This window comes from Rhodopirellula sp. SH410, from assembly GCF_055811895.1.
The window spans coordinates 3,826,209-3,844,054 of the sequence record NZ_CM147949.1; the positions used below are offsets into that span (position 1 = coordinate 3,826,209).

At 57.2% G+C, this 17,846-nt stretch carries 13 protein-coding genes; 8 read left to right on the forward strand and 5 right to left on the reverse strand.

Features of this window, described 5'->3' with window-relative positions:
• The first annotated feature begins 16 nt into the window (after positions 1-16).
• Positions 17-1,129 (forward strand): prenyltransferase/squalene oxidase repeat-containing protein, encoded by a 1,113-nt coding sequence (locus tag SH410x_RS14025; protein ID WP_473677090.1) that lies wholly within the window; start codon positions 17-19, stop codon positions 1,127-1,129.
• Between the two features lie 65 nt (positions 1,130-1,194).
• The gene (locus tag SH410x_RS14030) at positions 1,195-2,466 is read left to right on the forward strand and encodes a twin-arginine translocation signal domain-containing protein (RefSeq protein ID WP_473677091.1); all 1,272 of its coding nucleotides are present in this window, start codon (positions 1,195-1,197) and stop codon (positions 2,464-2,466) included.
• A 32-nt stretch (positions 2,467-2,498) separates the two neighbouring features.
• Here SH410x_RS14030 and SH410x_RS14035 read toward each other — a convergent pair whose 3' ends face one another.
• The 3 genes from SH410x_RS14035 to SH410x_RS14045 form a co-directional block, all read right to left on the reverse strand.
• Positions 2,499-4,838, reverse strand: a complete 2,340-nt coding sequence (locus SH410x_RS14035) for an arylsulfatase (RefSeq protein ID WP_473677092.1) — start codon at positions 4,836-4,838, stop codon at positions 2,499-2,501.
• A gap of 162 nt (positions 4,839-5,000) precedes the next feature.
• Positions 5,001-6,098 (reverse strand): serine hydrolase domain-containing protein, encoded by a 1,098-nt coding sequence (locus tag SH410x_RS14040; RefSeq protein ID WP_473677093.1) that lies wholly within the window; start codon positions 6,096-6,098, stop codon positions 5,001-5,003.
• A 109-nt stretch (positions 6,099-6,207) separates the two neighbouring features.
• Positions 6,208-6,957 carry a hypothetical protein gene (locus tag SH410x_RS14045; protein ID WP_473677094.1) on the reverse strand — a complete coding sequence of 250 codons (750 nt, stop codon included), beginning with the start codon at positions 6,955-6,957 and terminating at the stop codon, positions 6,208-6,210.
• A 105-nt stretch (positions 6,958-7,062) separates the two neighbouring features.
• Here SH410x_RS14045 and SH410x_RS14050 point away from each other — a divergent pair, with 105 nt between their 5' ends.
• On the forward strand, positions 7,063-8,679 hold the full coding sequence (locus tag SH410x_RS14050; protein ID WP_473669183.1) for a transposase: 1,617 nt from the start codon (positions 7,063-7,065) through the stop codon (positions 8,677-8,679).
• 63 nt (positions 8,680-8,742) lie between these two features.
• Here the strand turns inward: SH410x_RS14050 and SH410x_RS14055 are convergent, their stop codons facing one another.
• Positions 8,743-10,374, reverse strand: coding sequence for an acetylxylan esterase (locus SH410x_RS14055; protein WP_473677095.1), 1,632 nt, complete (start codon positions 10,372-10,374; stop codon positions 8,743-8,745).
• A gap of 396 nt (positions 10,375-10,770) precedes the next feature.
• On the opposite strand from SH410x_RS14055, the gene SH410x_RS14060 reads away from it, so the two are divergent.
• Positions 10,771-12,228 carry an FAD-dependent oxidoreductase gene (locus SH410x_RS14060; RefSeq protein WP_473677096.1) on the forward strand — a complete coding sequence of 486 codons (1,458 nt, stop codon included), beginning with the start codon at positions 10,771-10,773 and terminating at the stop codon, positions 12,226-12,228.
• Here the strand turns inward: SH410x_RS14060 and SH410x_RS14065 are convergent.
• Positions 12,225-12,383: a hypothetical protein gene (locus SH410x_RS14065; protein WP_473677097.1), complete on the reverse strand. Its 159-nt coding sequence runs from the start codon at positions 12,381-12,383 to the stop codon at positions 12,225-12,227. The genes SH410x_RS14060 and SH410x_RS14065 overlap by 4 nt on opposite strands.
• 168 nt (positions 12,384-12,551) lie before the next feature.
• On the opposite strand from SH410x_RS14065, the gene SH410x_RS14070 reads away from it, so the two are divergent.
• The 4 genes from SH410x_RS14070 (at position 12,552) to SH410x_RS14085 (ending at position 17,815) form a co-directional block, all read left to right on the forward strand.
• A complete protein-coding gene (locus SH410x_RS14070) occupies positions 12,552-14,423 on the forward strand; it encodes a sodium:solute symporter family protein (protein ID WP_473677098.1) in 1,872 nt (623 codons plus the stop codon).
• Between the two features lie 30 nt (positions 14,424-14,453).
• A complete protein-coding gene (locus SH410x_RS14075; RefSeq protein ID WP_473677099.1) occupies positions 14,454-15,416 on the forward strand; it encodes a DUF6528 family protein in 963 nt (320 codons plus the stop codon).
• 10 nt (positions 15,417-15,426) lie between these two features.
• Entirely contained in the window at positions 15,427-15,780 is a 354-nt protein-coding gene (gene arsC, locus SH410x_RS14080) for an arsenate reductase (glutaredoxin) (protein WP_473677100.1), read from the forward strand.
• 175 nt (positions 15,781-15,955) lie between these two features.
• Positions 15,956-17,815 carry a CocE/NonD family hydrolase gene (locus tag SH410x_RS14085; RefSeq protein WP_473677101.1) on the forward strand — a complete coding sequence of 620 codons (1,860 nt, stop codon included), beginning with the start codon at positions 15,956-15,958 and terminating at the stop codon, positions 17,813-17,815.
• Positions 17,816-17,846 lie beyond the last annotated feature (31 nt).

Genomic DNA, 17,846 nt, shown 5'->3' on the forward strand with positions numbered 1-17,846 from the left:
AATCAAAAGGAAATCAATGAGCATCATTTTCCGTACCTTGTTGCTGTTGGCTGTCTTCCAGCCAACGATCGGACGAGCGCAACAAGAACCAAAGAAGCAGCTCATTACACTGCAGGATGTCCCGGACGGTTTGCCGGAAATCTCGGCGGATGTGCCAATGGCGGACGAGTTCTCTGCCGAAAAGGCAGCTGAGTATCTGGATCGTTCGGCTCTGAATTGGGTGAAAACCAAGAACTGCGCCACGTGCCATACCAACTTGTTCTACATGGCGGCGAGACCGGCATTGCACAACATCCTGGCGGATTCGGGCGAAGTCCGCAGCTTCTACGAAGACTATCGCAAGGTTCGTTGGGAGAAGAAGGGACCGAGTGAGGCTTCCGGATTCTGGCCAATTGTCGTCGGCACGGGCCTGACGTTTCACGATGTACAGACAACCGGTCGACTCAGCGACGTCGCCAGGGATGTGTTGGACATGATGTGGACGGTCCAGCGAGCCGATGGTGGCTGGAACTGGCCGCACTGTGATTACGCTCCGATGGAAATCGATGATCACTATGGCGTGACACTCGCTGCACTGACCATTGGAGTCGCCCCGGACGACTATCAGAACACCGCACAGTCGCGGGTAGGGCTAGAGAAAATGCGGACCTATTTCAAAAACAATCCTCCTTTGTCGCTCCACCATCGGGCGATGCTGGCATGGTGCTCGGTCCGCATTGACGGGATTGCCACATTCGAAGAACGCCAGCAAACGCTAAACGAATTACTGGCCCTGCAACTGGATGATGGCGGTTGGTCGACGGCCGGCTTCCTCACGGATTGGCAAGGACTCTCTCGAGGCGACGGTGAACCACTCAAGACCAAAACGAGTGATGGTTATGGCACTGGCCTGAACATTGTGCTTGCTCGGGAACTCGGTGTTCCGGCCAACGATCCTCGGTTGCAGAAAGGCATTCAATGGATTTACGCAAATCAACGCGAAAATGGGATGTGGTTCACGGAATCTCCCGTCAACGATGCCGGCAATCTAATCTCCAATGCGGGCAGTGCCTATGTCGTCTTGGCGTTGCAAGCGTGTGGTGAACTGCCTGGCTGGCCATTCTCGTCTCCTCCACCTGAGGAGCCGTGATCGATCACAAGACTCTCCTCCGACATCGCCTCCTTCACATCCCACCATCCCAACGAAGCAAAATCATGCAGCCTCCAGTGCCTCACAATCGCCGACAATTTCTGACAACCGCCGCGGCGACCGCCACCTGCGGCGCGCTACTGAACCCCAGTCTCGCTCCACTCCACGCCGCACCTGCGAATACGATCGGTGAAACGGATCACTTCTGGTACCGACTGGCTCCGACCGGCCCGTACATCGATTCGCAGCGGGATAACAAGGCCTTTGGATTTGATCAAGAGAACGTTTTCCTTTCTGAAGACAACGGGCACACTTGGGCTCACCACGCGGCGCTTCCGGATGCTGGCAACATCACGTTCAGTAGCATCCTCAAGAATGGGAACATACTTTTTGCGACCCGGCAGAAACTGTACCTAAGTACCGACAACCTCGCGACCTATCGGCAGATTACGGTTACGGACCGCAGTGGCAAGGACTATCTGCCTCACACGCCCGTCGATCCCGATCAGCCCGGCTGGTATTTCCATCCGCTCGACGGCGAACACACCTGGGACGTGCAGGGCAAGGAAATGCTGGTGTGGGGCAATTACTGCAATGTCATCGGCGGCGCTGTTCCAGTGAATATCTTCTACTCGACCGACAACGGAGAGACGGTCAAGATCGCGTATTCGTTCGGACAAAACCCAAAGTTCCAACAACCAGGAACCGCGTCCGACGCGATGCTGGGCGATGCCACCAATCCGCTCATCGCACGCCATATTCATGGTGTGACCTACAATCCCGACGAAAACGCTTTCTATACCTGTACCGGTGACATTGACCGCGGCTTCGGCAACGAGTGCCACTGGCTGCGTGGCACCTATGATGCTGTGTCAGACAGTTGGGACTGGAAAGTACTCGTTTCGGTCAACTCGGATTCGCGATTCAAATCCGGAGGCATCAACTTTGTCGATGGCCAGCTCTACTGGGCGGCCGACGCGAATGGTCCCAAGGTTGGCTCAAAACATGATCGAGGCATTTTTCGATGTGCTCCCGAGGACATCGCGAACAAGGCAGCCCACACTCGTGTGCACGAAATGGAATTTGAATCCGCCACGATGATTATTCAGGATGGCGTGATTCTGGCGGCTTTGTACGCGCCGGCTTCGACGTTCAACTGCGGCTTTGTCTATTCTCCTGATATGGGGAAAACGTGGGCGGAATACGACTTGAAGGAGCTCGGTCCGCGATCGGGATGCCGTTTTTCAAAGCAGAACAGCGACGGCTGGTTCCGCGTCGATCTCAGGAAAGGCTGGATCGACTACGCTGATGTCCTGTTTATCAAACCGAAAGTTTAAGTGTCCTTTGCGGGACCCTGAAGATCGTCTGGTCATTCCAGTTCGATCGTCACGGCACTGAGCTTACCGGTGAACTTGAATGGCATGTCATAGCCGTCGGCAACGGGCGTGCCCGTGTCAAAACCGATATCGAATGTTTCGTCGAGCGTGACGCGATTGGGGATGCTCTTCTCAACACGGCCTTCGCCGACCTTCTTGTCGTTCGCAAAGAGCGTCACGGTGGCGCCCGCGAACGGCTTGTCCGCATCGGTTTTATAGACGGCCTTCAGGGTCACGTCACCGCTGGGCAGTCTGCTCGCCGACGTGATGGTGTATTGGGAAACGCCAACGAGGTTGTAGTCATAAACAAGCTTCCCATCGCGAACGTAGAAACCGTATCCGGCAAATCGACCGCCCTGCGTGAGCAGCATCCCTTCCGCACCAAGCTCCGGGATAACGACCTTCGCTGTAATCGTGTGACTCTTGTGCTTCAGATCAGGTGCCGCACCTTCAGGAAGCCGAAGTAGATTCGGATACGTGAAGGTCTTTCGTCCCGCAGTCAGGCTGGGACGGTTGTCAACGTTCAATCGCTCGGTCTTCCGACCATCGAGCGGTAACACGTTGTACTTAGATGCTTCGGCGAAAAACAACTTCACCAGCTCTTGAAGTTTTTCGGGATTCGCTTTTGCAACATCGTTCGCCTGGGTGAAGTCTTCGTCGACGTTGTAAAGCTCCCACGGCATGTCCAGCAAATCGATGGGCGGTGATTCGCTGTCCCAAGGAATCCCACGAATCGCGCTGGCCATCCAACCATCGTGATAGATTCCTTGGTTGCCGAGCATTTCGAAGTACTGTGTTGTGCGGCGGTCGTCAGCGTCAGCATCATCGAACGTGTATGCCATGCTGACGCCTTCGATTGGCTTCTGCGCCACACCATCGAATTGCGATGGCGGCCGGACGCCAATGACTTCGAGAATCGTCGGTGCAATATCGATCACGTGATGGAACTGGTCACGAATCTCTCCACGGGCTTTGATTCCCTTTGGCCATGAAATTGCCAAGCCGTTGCGTGTCCCACCGAAGTGACTCGCGATTTGTTTTGTCCACTGGAATGGCGTGTCCATGGCATGGGCCCATGCCGCGGGGAAGTGATTGTAGTGCTTGTCGCTACCAAGCGAATCGATCGCGGCGAGTTTTGATTCGAGCGGTTCGGGGATGGCGTTGAAGAAGGTCATTTCATTAAGCAGGCCGTTGAGTCCGCCTTCGGCACTCGCCCCATTGTCGCCCGCCATGTAAAAAACCAAGGTGTTATCAAGCTCGCCCATTTCCTCGATCGAGTCGATCAGCCGTCCAACTTCGTGGTCGGTATGCGCGCCGAAGGCGGCGAAAACTGCCATCATCCGAGCATAAATCTTGCGTTCGTCTTCGGGAAGCGAATCCCAGGCAGGAAGTGAATCAGGGCGTTTTGTCAGTTTGGCATCGGCGGGGATAATCCCCATTTCTTTTTGACGCTTGAAGGTTTCCTCGCGGTAGACGTCCCAGCCGCTGTCGAATTTACCCTCGAACTTTTTGATCCACTCTTCCGGTACTTGATGTGGGGCGTGAGTTGCCCCCGTTGCAAAGTAAACACAGAAGGGTCGCTGCGGAGCGACCGCTTTCGAGGCCCGTATCGTGCGAATGGCGTGGTCGGTGATGTCTGTTGTAAAGTGGTACGGTGAGCCGTCCTCGTTCGTCGTCGGCGGCTCTATTCGCTTTTTATTTTCGACGAGTGCTGGGTGAAATTGGTCGGTATCACCGCCAACAAATCCATAGAAGTAATCAAACCCCAGCCCGCTGGCCCAGCGATCAAACGGTCCGACAATGCTGGTTTCCCAATCGGGCACGTTATGGTTCTTCCCAAACCAGGCATTCGCGTATCCGTACTCGCGAATGATCTCTGCAAAGGTTGCCGCCGACGAAGGAATCACACCCGAGTAGCCGGGAAACCCCGTCCCAGCTTCACCGATGACGCCACTGCCGACGGAGTGATGATTGCGGCCGGTCAGCAACGCCGCGCGAGTCGGTGAGCATAATGCCGTGGTGTGGAATCGCGTGTATATCAGTCCGTTGTTCGCGATGCGGTCGAGCGTCGGTGTCGGAACCCCACCGCCAAACGTCCCCATTTGACCAAATCCACAATCGTCGATCAGAACGATCAAGATATTGGGCGGATTCTCAAGTCCAAATGTCGCCGGGATTTTCAGTTGCGGTTTCACGGCTTCGGAGTCTTGATAGGTCAGTCCGATTTTGCCAGCGAACGGTTCGTCAGGACGAGGCAATACCTCTTGAGCACCGAGCGGTCCGCCTAGCAGGACCAACGTGAGAAGTAACGACTGTTTGAGAAGAGTTTTCATGTTGGGCGAACCCTAAGTGGAAGTTCGGATGAGCGGAAAAGGAATGATAGCGACTCCGAAACGCGGACCAGATCACTCCGGAATCCTTGCTTTGCCCCGCTGAGCCCGGTCGCTGGATCAGCTTTCATCAGTTAGTGATCGATGAAAGCGGTACACCGATAATCAGGAGTCGAGCGTCTCAACGACCGAACGCGATGCCAGTTCACGAGGATGCGGCGTGACCGCTCGTCCGGGGAGCGTTGTCAGCACGACACAGATGGAATCCGAGGTGGGATCCGCCCAGCAGATCGTGCCTGTTGAACCGGAGTGGCCGAAGACATCGTCTCGTTCAGGCCCCGTCAAACCGCTTCCCAAATCGAATCCAAGACCGCGGGCTTTCATGTTGGGTGGGTTGTGATTCTGGACCATCAAGCGAGCCGTTTCGGGTTGCAGCATGTCTCCCTGAGGATGCAGAAATGCATTCAGGAACCGAGCCACGTCGCCCGAGGACGAGAACGCTCCGCCCCAGGGAGCTCCCAGTTGACGCCAGAAATCACTGTTCCAATCCCATGTCTTGGTACTCGGGTCTCCCGCGCCGGATTCGGGGGCGGCGTGTTCGACCTGGCACCGCATCAATGATTCCGGTGGCAAACGACCGGTTCCCATCGCCGTATGCTTGAGTTGCAGCGGCTGACAGACGACCTCGTCCACCAACGTGGCAATGGGCGTTTGGGCGATTCGCTGGGCCACTTCAGACGCCAGCAGAATGGCCATGCTGGAGTAACTGTATTTCGTACCCGGCGTGAATAGCAATGGAGTCTGGATGGCAGCAGAGACGAATTGCGACAACGGTGCGTGCGCTGCCCGCAGTTTCGCATTCTCGGGTAGCTGATCGGGCAGTCCAGAGTTATGAGTCAACAGTTGCCGCATCGTGATGGTTTCTCGGCCGTCGCCTTGGAATTCCGGCAAATACTTAACGACCCGATCATCCAGCTTGAATTCGCCGGCGTCCCGTAACGACATGAGCGCTGCGACCGCAATGGGCTTTGAGATCGACCCCAGTAAAAAACTGGCGTCCACCGTTTGGGCTCCACCGAATGCCTGTGAGAATTCTTCGTCTTTTCGGCGCACGTAGAAGGTTGCGGATTCGACTTGTCCCGACGCGGTCGCATTCCGCAATCCATTTGCGGCGGCATCGAAATCGCCTACTTTGACGGCCGCCAACAGCGGCGATCCCACGGCTAAACCTAGCCCGGCTTGGAGAATACTGCGTCGTTTCATGATTCTACCTTCGATATGCGATTGGTTTGGGCTACGGTGAACCCGGAGTGGACGGTCATATATTGGCTCAGCGAACAGCAGCGGACGCCACTGAACGGTTCTTAGGCGTCTATTTTAGCAACCAGTCGGTTGCCGCAGCTTGCTGCTTCTCGGCTTCGCCGGTGAACGTCACCAGTGCATCGGTTTGAGCGGCATTCTGATACGCAGCGGTGACCAGGGCGGGCTGTCGCCCCTCGCCAGCGAGCCATAGCGGGCGAGGAGCCAACAGTGCGATCATGCCGGGCAGATCGAGATACTTGGCTCCACCGGGCAGGAACATTGGATCACGGTAGTCCAACAGTTCACCAAAGCGAAATTGTTGGGTGTCCAACGCGGTGCGGTCAATGGCAGCACCGGCGAGGGCACCGGCCGCAGCAACGATGGGACCGGAACCGTTCCATCCGGCAATGGAAACAGAGTTCAACTCAGGATTGGGGCAGGGGCCGTCCTCCGCGTGACGGAGGAAGCTCACCATGCTCAGCACGTCGTGGACACGTTGGGCGAACAACGCGTGGTTGTAGCCGAACGTGTAGCCCGCGAATTCGCGAGGATTCGCAACGACACGAGCCTGCTTGTCCGGTTCGCCCCCAGGCAGGAATCGATCCGCACCGAGAACGGCCACACCCGACTGAACCAGCTTGGCGACCGCTCGATTCAGGCTCCCGTCGTCATCGCAAACCGCTGCCGTGCCTGAATCATCGAGCCAGATGACGACGCGGCCATTCCATTCCTTCGGACACAGCCACACAACGTCGACTTCCTCACCGTAGGTCGAGTTAACCAACGCGGGATCAATAACTGGCGTAGTGGATCTTGTCAAGACGCGCCCGACAAAAGTCTCATACTACCAGCTTCTTTCATGGGCGAGATGCGTTACCTTTTGCTGTCTGGATTTAGCTTTTTTCTTCGAGTGGTCGGTTAGTCAGTGAAAACCATCGAACTACCTACGCAGCAAAGACTTTTCGACCCGTTCGAGGGCGTCATCGGCCCCATGGGGCGAAAGATGATTGACAACGGATGGCAGGGCCTCCTTCGCGACGTGCTCTTGGAGCAGATGCCCATCGGCCTCGTCGGTGAGCATCTCAGTGACGATCAAGGACGACCAACCTTTGAGTTGCACGCGATCATCGCGCTCCTTTGGATCCGTGACTTTCAAGGTTGGACTGTCCCCCAGGCCCACGAAGCACTGCTGTTCCGAACCGACATCCAGTACGCACTGAACCTGGAGCCAAGCACCGAAGTCACTCAGCGAACCATTGAACGCTACATCGCTCGAATGCAAAGCAACGAGAAGATCAGTGAGGAGATCTTCGCAGGCGTTACCGACACCCTGCTGCAAAGCATGGAAGTCAAAGTCAAAAAACAGCGTCTCGATTCCACCCATGTGCTCAGCGACATGGCCACCCTGGGACGCGCCCAAATGATCGGCGTGGCCCTGCGGCGGTTCTTCAAGAAAGTCGAAAAGCACGACGCTCAGTCTGGTTCGGCTAGGCTGATCGACCGATTTGACGACGAGCTTTTGGCCCGCTACCGCAAGCAATCCGACAGCCGAATCTTTGGCGACGCACGCACTACCGAACAGCGGAAAATTGCGTTGCAGCAAGCCGCCGAAGACCTCTGCTTAATCCTCAATGAATTAACCGAAACCAAACCGATCTGCGACTGGGACTCCTTCAAACAACTGCAAACGATCTTTAACCAGCAGTGCGAACTTCGGGAAGAATTCGTCGAAGTTCGCAAGAAAACCGGCGGCCATGTGATCGTCAATCCGTCGGATCCCGACGCGACCTACAGCGGTCACAAAGGAGCCGGATACCAGGTTCAAATCGCCGAGACGTTCAACGAAGACGGCGAGCCGAACTTGATTACTTCGGCCAAAGTCGAAACCGCTGCGGACAACGACGCCGATGCGGTCTCGCCGGTGTTGGAGGACTTGAAAAAGCGGGACGCCATGCCAGACGAACTGCTGGCTGATACCGCTTACGGTGGCGACGCCAACGTCGAGTCGGCTAAGCAAGAAGGCGTCGAATTGGTCGCTCCGGTGCCAGGCTCGAAGAAGTACGATGCTGATGAAATCGGCTACGACCAATTCAAGCTCAACTGCGCCGGTGAACTGGAGTCTTGCCCGGCTGGTCACGCTCCCGAGTCGACCAACTACAACGCCAAAGGCGACTACACTTTCGCACAGATGGATCCCGAGAAGTGCCAGCACTGTCCGCTGCTTGCACACTGCCGCGTTCAACGCAATCGGGACACCGCGCAGCCGACCGGCCGCATTCAATTTACCGGCAGTGCGGTTCGAGCCGACGCGCGTCGTCGCCACGAGCAGAGCGACGAGTTCCGCGATCGCTACCGTTGGCGGTCGGGTATCGAAGGGACCAACGGTTGCCTCAAGCGAATGATGGGCTTGGGTCGGCTCCGCGTTCGCGGCCACAATGCGGTGAAGCTTTCGATCCTACTGAAGCTGGCCGGTTGGAATCTGCTTCGAGCGGTGGCAATGCGCCGCCAGAGAAAGAATTCGCTCCAATTGGCCATTAACTAGGGGGAACAGGGGCAATAGGCGACTAGGACGACGGTTCATGTAGAGCCTGCGACTCCTCGACAGTCAAACCAGGGCCTCCAGAGAGGCCCCGGCTAAAAAATTTTGCACCACCAAAAAAAGTCGCCCGCAGCAAAGCCACCTAATGTCGGTTCCGTCTGTCAAAGATCCTTCCAAAACAGAATCTTTAACAAGATCCACTGCGGTAAACCCGTCAATTATTGTTTCTGATGTTCTAAGTAGCGTGCCCGTTCGTTGCACATAGTCGCCGCGATCGAATTCATCTTGGAGAGCCCATTGAACTTCACCCGCGTTGGCGTAAGAGCGGCCAATGATCGCCTCGACGGCCGGACGGATAACATTCTGCAGGCCTTCGGGGGTCGCCGCGGCAGCGTGGAGTTGCCGGTCGGCATCCTCGGTAAACCACTCCAGCAGGTTCCGCTCGAACTCCGGATCGGCAGCCTGCGGCGCAGGATGCGCCTCGTCCCAAACGGTAAGTTGCTCGGGTGGCAGTGGATCGAAATCCCGCTCGATCACCGGTGATTGGGAACCCAGCGAAAAATGCTTATTTAAGAACGTGTAGAACGCCGAGCGGGTGACTGCGTTGTAGTTGTGGGGGAAGTGCTCGCCACGTTTTAGAAAGACATTGTTTTGCTTGCCATATGCGGCGTAGAGTTGCTGCAACTCCGGGAACCCCTTGGTGGCCAATTCCCGCGTCCAGTCGTCAGCCGTGTTCATGCCTTGCGGCTTCGGCGCGAACAAGGCCGCGAATTCAATATTGCCGGTATTAACCCGCAACAAGCTCGCGTTTTCGCACGTGCAGCCTCCTTGCATGGAGGTGCTGACCATGACGACGGGAAAGGAGAGTTGGACGCGATCGTCGATCGCCGCCAGAATCATCGTCTGTGTCCCCCCACCGCTCGCCCCCGTGACGGCAACACGTTGCGGATCCACCTCCGGCAGGCTGAGTAGAAAATCGAGTCCTCGCACCGCGTTGAGCGTTTGCAGGCCCATGACATTCTGGCAATGCGCTTCGGCTTGCGGACTGAAAAGTCCCCAGTGCTTCGTCGTGTTCATCTCCGGACGTTGCTTCGCGAAGCCATGAACGAGCTCACGCGAAAGCTGAATCGAGTCCGAGTCGCCGAGCATGTCCCACTGCCATACCACGCAGCCCATCAAGGCCAACTGCCGGCACTGCGACTGGTAGGTGCTCTGCCCAGCTCGCTCAAAACGCTCAGCCCCGTCAGCGATCTGATTGCGCAACGTGTTTTCAGGCGTCAAATCTAAACGGGCATCCTTGTGGTGGCCGTGGGCAAGCATCACGCCTGGCACCTTGCCTTGGATGTTGGTCGGGCGGTACAGGTTACCGGTCACGTAGAACCCTGGGGCACTCTCAAAATAGACTCTCTCGACAGTGTATCCGTCACGCTGGATTTTGCCGTGAACCACAGGGTTAAGCGGAGTTTTCGTCGGCATCGGCCAGAGTCCGGTCGCGACCCGTATCTGCCGCTGCACAAATTCCTTTCGCGGCTCCCACTGGTCGAGGGACTCCGGTGGATCAAAAGGAAAATAGCCGTTGAGATCCTTGAGCGGCTGATCCCGAGCATCTTCGGCAGAAGCCATCGTTGAAAAACACAGGAAAACGGCAACCGCCGCGACACGTTGGGTCGCCTGCAACGCGGACAAAAGAGGGTTCATGGGGGATCCAGTAGTTGAGAGGCAATCGCGTCACGCTAGTCGCCTATGAATTCGCCTGTAAGGAACGATCCAAAAATACGTGGCCGAACGCTCCGCGGTCGGAATGGTCGACCGCGGAGCGTTCGACCACAATTTCAGACAGTAAGTTTCCGCTCGTTCCTAAGTAAGTAAGTCAGCGACCGACATCCGTGGTACTCGAAAGTAGCTTGTTCTCGGCGGCAGCGAGAGCCACGCCTCCCCAAGTGTAATGTGTCCGTTGATGTTCGTGTGCGACGTACCGAGGGGTTGCGTGCGTACACGGGCACGAGCGTGTAGACTCTTGCAGGATCGCCGAAGTTCAGCGAAAAGCGCCGATCGGTTTCTACGGTTTTAACGACACAGCGATGAAGTAAGATTATGCAACGCACTGAACCGTCTCGGCGGAATTTCCTCCAAGCCACCGCGGGCGGCCTCATTGTGTCTGCCTCGCTGACTTCGGCAGACACCCAGGCGGTCGCAGCAAATCCAGCAGTCCGCATCGCCAACCCACTCAGCGGGGACGTGCTGCGCACGAATGCAGAACTTTCGCCGGACGCTCAGTTTTTGCGAGAACAACCCCGAGCGATTCCCGTGGCGGGGAACAGTGACGTCCTCGTCTGTGGCGGTGGTCCGGCCGGAATCGCCGCCGCCTTGGCTGCCGCTCGCTCCGGGGCGACGGTTCAATTGATCGAAGTCGCAGGCTGTCTCGGTGGCGTTTGGACAGCAGGGCTCCTGACCAAAATTCTCGATGCGGAGAATAAGTCCGGGATCATGGCTGAGTTACTGCACCAATTCGCTAAACAAGGCAGCACGGTCGCCAATCAGACCAACGGTACCGTTTACGATCCCGAGGTTGCCAAACTCGTCCTGGAGGACGTCTGTCTCCAAGCCGGTGTGAAGATTCGCTTGCACACGCGGCTTGTCGGTGCGGTTACGGATGCCAACCGCCGCGTCGTGGCGGTGTTGACGGAATCAAAATCAGGGCGTGAAGCCTGGTTGGCCGAACGGTTTGTCGACTGCAGCGGTGACGGCGACCTGGCGGCTCATGCAGGCTGTCGCTTCGATCTCGGCGTGGGTGCCGATTGTGACTGCCAGCCGATGTCCATGATGGCGCTAGTGACCGGACTCGACGCCGATGCCGTACGCCCCTACATCCGCGAAACCGCATCCGCGGCCAAACGTTTGCTGTTGAAACTGATGGAAGAACATGGCCTGTCGCCTTCGTACCGGGCACCAACGCTCCGGCATCTGCACAGCGATGTTTTTTCGATCATGACCAATCACGAGTATGGCGTATCCGCCTTCGACGCCGACGCGATTAGCGAGGCGACAATTCGAGCTCGCCGTGAAGTCCACGACCTCGTAAACGGGTTGCGAAGTATCGGCGGCCCCTGGAAGAACATTGCCGTGGTGGCAACCGCCGAGCAGATCGGGGTGCGCGAGGGGCGACGTATTCATGGTCGCTACCAGATCACAGCACACGATCTAGCTACAGGGCTCAAGCACAAAGAGTCCGTCTGTACCGTCAAATTCCCAATTGACGTGCACGCATTGAACACACACGGAAATAAAGAAGTCAATCGCGAGTTCACGCGGAGTGGGCATCAACCGTATGATATCCCTTATCCAGCCTTGGTTGCCGCTGACGTCGATGGCCTGCTGCTGGCGGGACGCTGCATCAGTGGTGACTTTATTGCCCACTCCAGTTACCGAGTCACTGGGAACTCCGTCCCGATGGGCGAAGCCGCGGGACGCGCCGCTGCGATCTCGCTCCAGCGGAACGTCATGCCGCACGAGCTGACATGGAGTGAGATCAAGCCTTCGACGCGCAGCTAGCCAGACGAGTTGCCCGCGTCATCGAATCCGATCGCTTTGTACGCGGCGGGTGTACACATACCCGAGTCAGGTGCGGTGGCGTGGCGGCCGATGGCGACTTCGGTGACAACGACAACACGTAAGCGGGTTGATCCGGTGAGACAAAGCGCGTCCATTCTCCGCCGGACTCGACTGCGACAACGTTGCCCTTCAGCGGCGTATCAGGCATAGCCGAGAACCGCAGGTTGAGTGTTTGTGTTGTGAGTGGGCGAAACTCCTGGCGAATTTCGCTAGGATGTGCATCGTTCGCTCGATCTCGATTTTACGACACGACTGCCCTCGCCATGATCCTCACCGCTATCGACTACCTGGTGATCGCCGCATACTTTGCGACGACGCTCGGTATTGGACTTTGGTTCCGCAACCGAGCGAGCAAGGACATCGCCGAGTACTTCATTTCAGGGCGATCGTTGCCGTGGTGGATTGCGGGCACGTCGATGGTCGCTACGACGTTTGCCGCTGACACGCCGCTCGCGGTGACCGGGTTGACGATCCAGCACGGTCTCGCCGGAAATTGGGTTTGGTGGTCGTTCGCACTCGGGGGCATGATCACCGTTTTCGTTTACGCGAAGCTGTGGCGGCGAAGCGGTGTGATGACCGATGTGGAATTGGTCGAGTTGCGATACTCCGGAAGATCTGCCGCACTACTGCGTGGTTCGCGAGCGATCTACCTGGCGTTGATTGTCAATCCGATCATCATCGGTTGGGTGACGTCGGCAATGTTCATGGTGTTGGACGAAACGATTTTGTTTGAGGTGCCCGCTTCGGCGATGGAGCAGTCGATGTTTGGCGGCAACGCACTCGTCATTCGTCCTTGGCTGATCATCTTCGGCACTCTCGTGATGGTTGGCGTGTACGGCACACTGTCAGGCATGTGGGGTGTCGCTGTCGCGGATGCGTTGCAGTTTTGCTTGGCCATGTTCGGCTGCATCGCATTAGCGTGGCTGGCGATCGCACACTTCGGTGGCACCTCACAGCTCGAAGCCAAAGTCATCGAGAATTTTGGCGAAGGTGGTGCGGCCGCGTTTGACTTGATCCCGGATTTCTCAGGCGACAACGCGTGGTTGCCGCTGCATGTGTTCTTGCTGTTAATGTTGGTTCAGTGGTGGGCGACGTGGTACCCCGGTGCGGAACCCGGGGGTGGTGGATTTATCGTGCAGCGGATGGCGGCGTGCAAGGATGAACGTCATTCCTTGCTGGCAACGCTTTGGTACCAGATCGCTCACTATTGCGTGCGACCTTGGCCGTGGATGATTGTGGCGCTCGCCGCACTGGCGATGTACCCAGATCTTCGCCAGGGTGAGTTGGCCGACCCCGCGTTTAACTCAGGCGTCGGGTTCCCACGGGTGATGCGTGACCTCAGTCCGCCAGGACTGCGTGGGCTATTGACGGTTACATTCTTCGCCGCGTTCATGTCAACGCTGAGCACTCAGATGAACTGGGGAGCGTCCTATTTGGTACGCGATCTCTACCAGCGATTCATCCGCCCCGACGCCACGGAGAGGCAATTGACCCATGCGTCCCGATATGCGTCCGTAATCATTTTGATCGCCGGTGGAATCGCTTCGATACTGATGTTTGGCCAGTCTGTCGATGCCGCCTGGCGATTGCTCCTGGCACTCGGTGCTGGGACCGGCGCGGTATTCATGTTGCGTTGGTTTTGGTGGCGAATCAATGCATGGACCGAGATCGTTTCCATGTTTGGCTCGCTCCTCTTTTTCTTCACTGTCGAGCCCATCGCGGTCGCGACTGGCATGGTCAACGCCGAGGACGCCGCATCCCCGCTCGGTCCCGAGGTCAAGATGTTTGTGGTCGCCGTACTGACGATTGTGCTATGGCTAGCGGTGACTTGGTTGACACCACCGGTCGATGCCGAAACGCTTGATCGGTTTTACCGAAAGGTGCGACCGGGCGGACCGTTTTGGAAACCGGTTGCCTTGCGCAATCCCGACGTGAAGGTCGATCGAGACCTGGTGCTCTCAATCGTTGCCGCGATCTGTGCCACCGGAATCGTCTACGCAGTGCTGCCCGGCATCGGCAACCTGATCTTCGGACATTACCAGCCCGCGCTCGTTTGTGGTATCGTTGCGGCTGTCCTGACCCTGATCGTTGCAGTGCTGGTGAAGCGACTGACACACGTGAACTCAGAGTCTTAGTAAAACTCGCCAACGAGGCAACGACACAGCATGTCGAACCGACAATCAACGTGGAATTCAACGCGGTCACGGAGCGTTTCGTCTCCGGCGCGATCAAACGTTCCTCGCCTGCTTATCGCGGCGGCGGCATGCCTCCTTGCGGGGCCCACGCAGGCTGACAAACCACAATCGGAGAATCTCGTCTGCTGCGGTGCCGAGAAAGTATTCGTCATCGACGCGGCGGACCCCGGCAACGAATTGTGGTCGTGGACTGCCAGCGATTCCCCGTCCATCCCCGTCGAGTTGCAACCGAAATTCCGGTCCACCGATGACTGCAAGCCCTACGTCGGAAGACTGATGCTGATTACCTCGTCGTCCCGAGGCGTGGCATTGATTCAACGTGACACCAAACGCTGCGTGTTCTTGGCGGAAGTTGCCAGCGCGCACAGCGCATGCCTATTACCCGACGAACAGATCGCCGTTGCCGCGAGCACATCGGGAGACGAAATTCAGTTCTTCTCTCGAGACAAGGCGGCCAAGCCCGCTATTGCGAAACAGCGAATACCGCTCCTTGGCGCCCATGCAGCGGTGTGGGACTCGGTCCGCGAACGCCTGTGGGCGTTGGGCACCCATGAACTTCTGGAGCTTACTTACAACGGCGCCGCCGACGATCCAGCAGCGTGGGAAGTCGCCGCACGACATCCTCTGCCGTCCGAGGGCGGACATGACTTGTCGCCTGCGGAAGACGATTCACACCTGTTCGTGACCACCAATACGCAGGTGCTACGTTTCAATCGGGACAAATCATCGTTCGACGTAGCCCCAGGGTTCGGCGACCAACTGAAAATCAAATCGGTCGACGTCCATCCGTTGACGAAGCGAGTTGTCTTCCAACAGGCACTACCGAACGAGTGGTGGAGTCATACGATCCGTTTCGCCGATGCTCGGCCCGTTACCCTGGATGGCGAGCGTCTTTATAAAATCCGTTGGGACGTTCCTGTTCCACAGCCTTGATTGGACCACCATGACGACCATTTTCCATAATCCACGCTGTTCGAAATCTCGCGAAGCGGTGGCACTGCTTCAGGCACGGGAGATTCCCTTTGAGGTGGTGAAGTACCTCGACAATCCGCCCAGCGAGAAGCAGCTCGGTGAGATCGTTCAGATGCTGGGGATCCAGCCGGAACAGCTGGTTCGGAAAAAGGAAAAGCGATTTTCCGAATTGCAGCTCGGTGACAAGCAGCTGTCCGATCAAGAGTGGCTCACCATCCTCGCGGACAATCCGAAACTGATCGAACGTCCGATCGTCGTCCACAACCATCAGGCTGCTATCGGTCGTCCGCTTGAGAATATCGCTCAGTTGCTCGACGCATCATGAGCGATTAAGAAGTTTGTAGCCGAACGCTCCGCGGTCGGAACTTGTCGACCGCGGAGCGTTCGATCCCATTGATTTTCCGCTCGGTCGAATGCGAGCGATGCATCGTTTTCCAGAAACGGCCGCGATTATCCTGTCACCTTCTTCGCTCGCCCTTTCATATTAGAGAGAGACATCCATGAAGACCCGCTGGATTGCAGTAATAGTTTGCCTACTCGCCTTGCGAACGCTGGCGGTTGCCGACGATTTTGTGATGGAGAAGGACGTCATGGTTCCGATGCGCGATGGTGTCCGTCTGGCGACGGATATTTACCGCCCCGCCGTGGACTCGACCGCAACGACAGAACCACTGCCAGTCATTCTCTCTCGCCTGCCGTACAACAAGGACGGCCAGGCGTCGGCGGCAAAGTATTTTGCGAGACATGGGTACGTGTTTGTCGCCCAAGATACGCGTGGCCGGTATAAGTCCGAAGGGGTTTGGCACATGCTCACTGACGACGGCCCCGATGGCGTCGACTGCGCAGCGTGGATCGGCCGCCAGCCTTGGTCGAACGGGAAAATTGGGATGATTGGGACCTCCTACTTCGGCGGTACCCAACATGCGATGGCGATGGCTGGCGCGCCGGAACTCAAAACGGTGATCCCGGTCGATGCGATGTCGAACATGGGACGACAGAGTATTCGCAATGCCGGAGCATTCGAGTTGCGCTTCTGGAACTGGATCTTCTTGAACGCCGGTCGAGGCAGTCGTGTGGCCAAAGATGCGCCTACGGCTGAGTCCCTCGCCGAGATGGCGGACCAGCGTTTCGCGTACTTGGCAAACCTGCCGACACGCCGTGGAATGACCCCCTTGCAGCTCTCACCCGAATACGAGGACTGGTTGATCTCCGCCATGGAACATGGTGAGGACGATGAATTTTGGGCGCAGAACAATATTGTCGCTGCACCGGAGAAGTACAAAGACATTCCCGTCTACCTCGTCTCTGGGTGGTACGATTCCTGGGGCGGAAACAACACGGCCAACTTCGTGGCGTTGTCGGACGCGATCAAAGGCCCCGTTTACATGATCATGGGTCCCTGGATCCATGGGCAACAGAGCGGCTACAGCCACGGGCAGGTTTCCTTTGGTAAAACCGCTTCCATCGGCGACCAGTGGGCATGGCGACAACAATGGTACGACCACTGGCTCAAAGGTATCGATAACGCAGTCGGCAAAGCGGATCCGTTCAAGACGGAGGTGCGTATCTTCGTAATGGGCACCGGTGACGGAGGGAAGGATTCCAAAGGACGCCTGCAGCATGGTGGATACTGGAGAAACGAACACGAATGGCCACTCGCCCGGACACAGTTCACGGACTTTTTTCTGCAGAGTGATGGCGGTCTGTCAACGGACGCACCCGATTCCACGCCCTCGGTCACTCGTTTTCAATTCGACCCGCAGGATCCCGTGCCGACCATTGGCGGCAACATCTCGTCGGGTGACGACATCATGCTGCAGGGCGGGTGGAATCAGAAGGGCGGCCCACACGTGTGGAACTTCCAGGATCCGATTCCGCTCTCCGCACGCAACGACGTGGTCGTGTTTCAAACCGAGCCGCTCGAGCAAGACATCGAAGTCACTGGCGAGATCGAGGTGCGATTATTCGCCTCCAGCTCCGCGATCGACACCGACTTCACCGCCAAACTGATCGATGTTTATCCGCCCTCGCCAGACTGGCCTGCGGGATTTGATCTGAATATTGGCGACGGGATTGTCCGGGGACGATTCCGCGAGTCCCTCGAGTCAGAAGTCCTGATGACGCCCGGCGAACCCTACGAGTTTACGATCAAGCTCTACCCAACATCGAATGTGTTCAAGCAGGGGCATCGGATTCGGGTCGACATTTCCAGTTCAAACTTCCCGCGTTTTGACATCAACCCCAACACCGGCGAACCACTCAATCGGAACCGCATGACGAAAGTCGCCGACCAAACCATTTACCATGACGCTGCTCATCCGAGCCGCATCGTGCTACCGGTCATCCCGCTGTCGCGTTAGCGGGTTTGGCGAAAACACTGCCGTTCGTCGC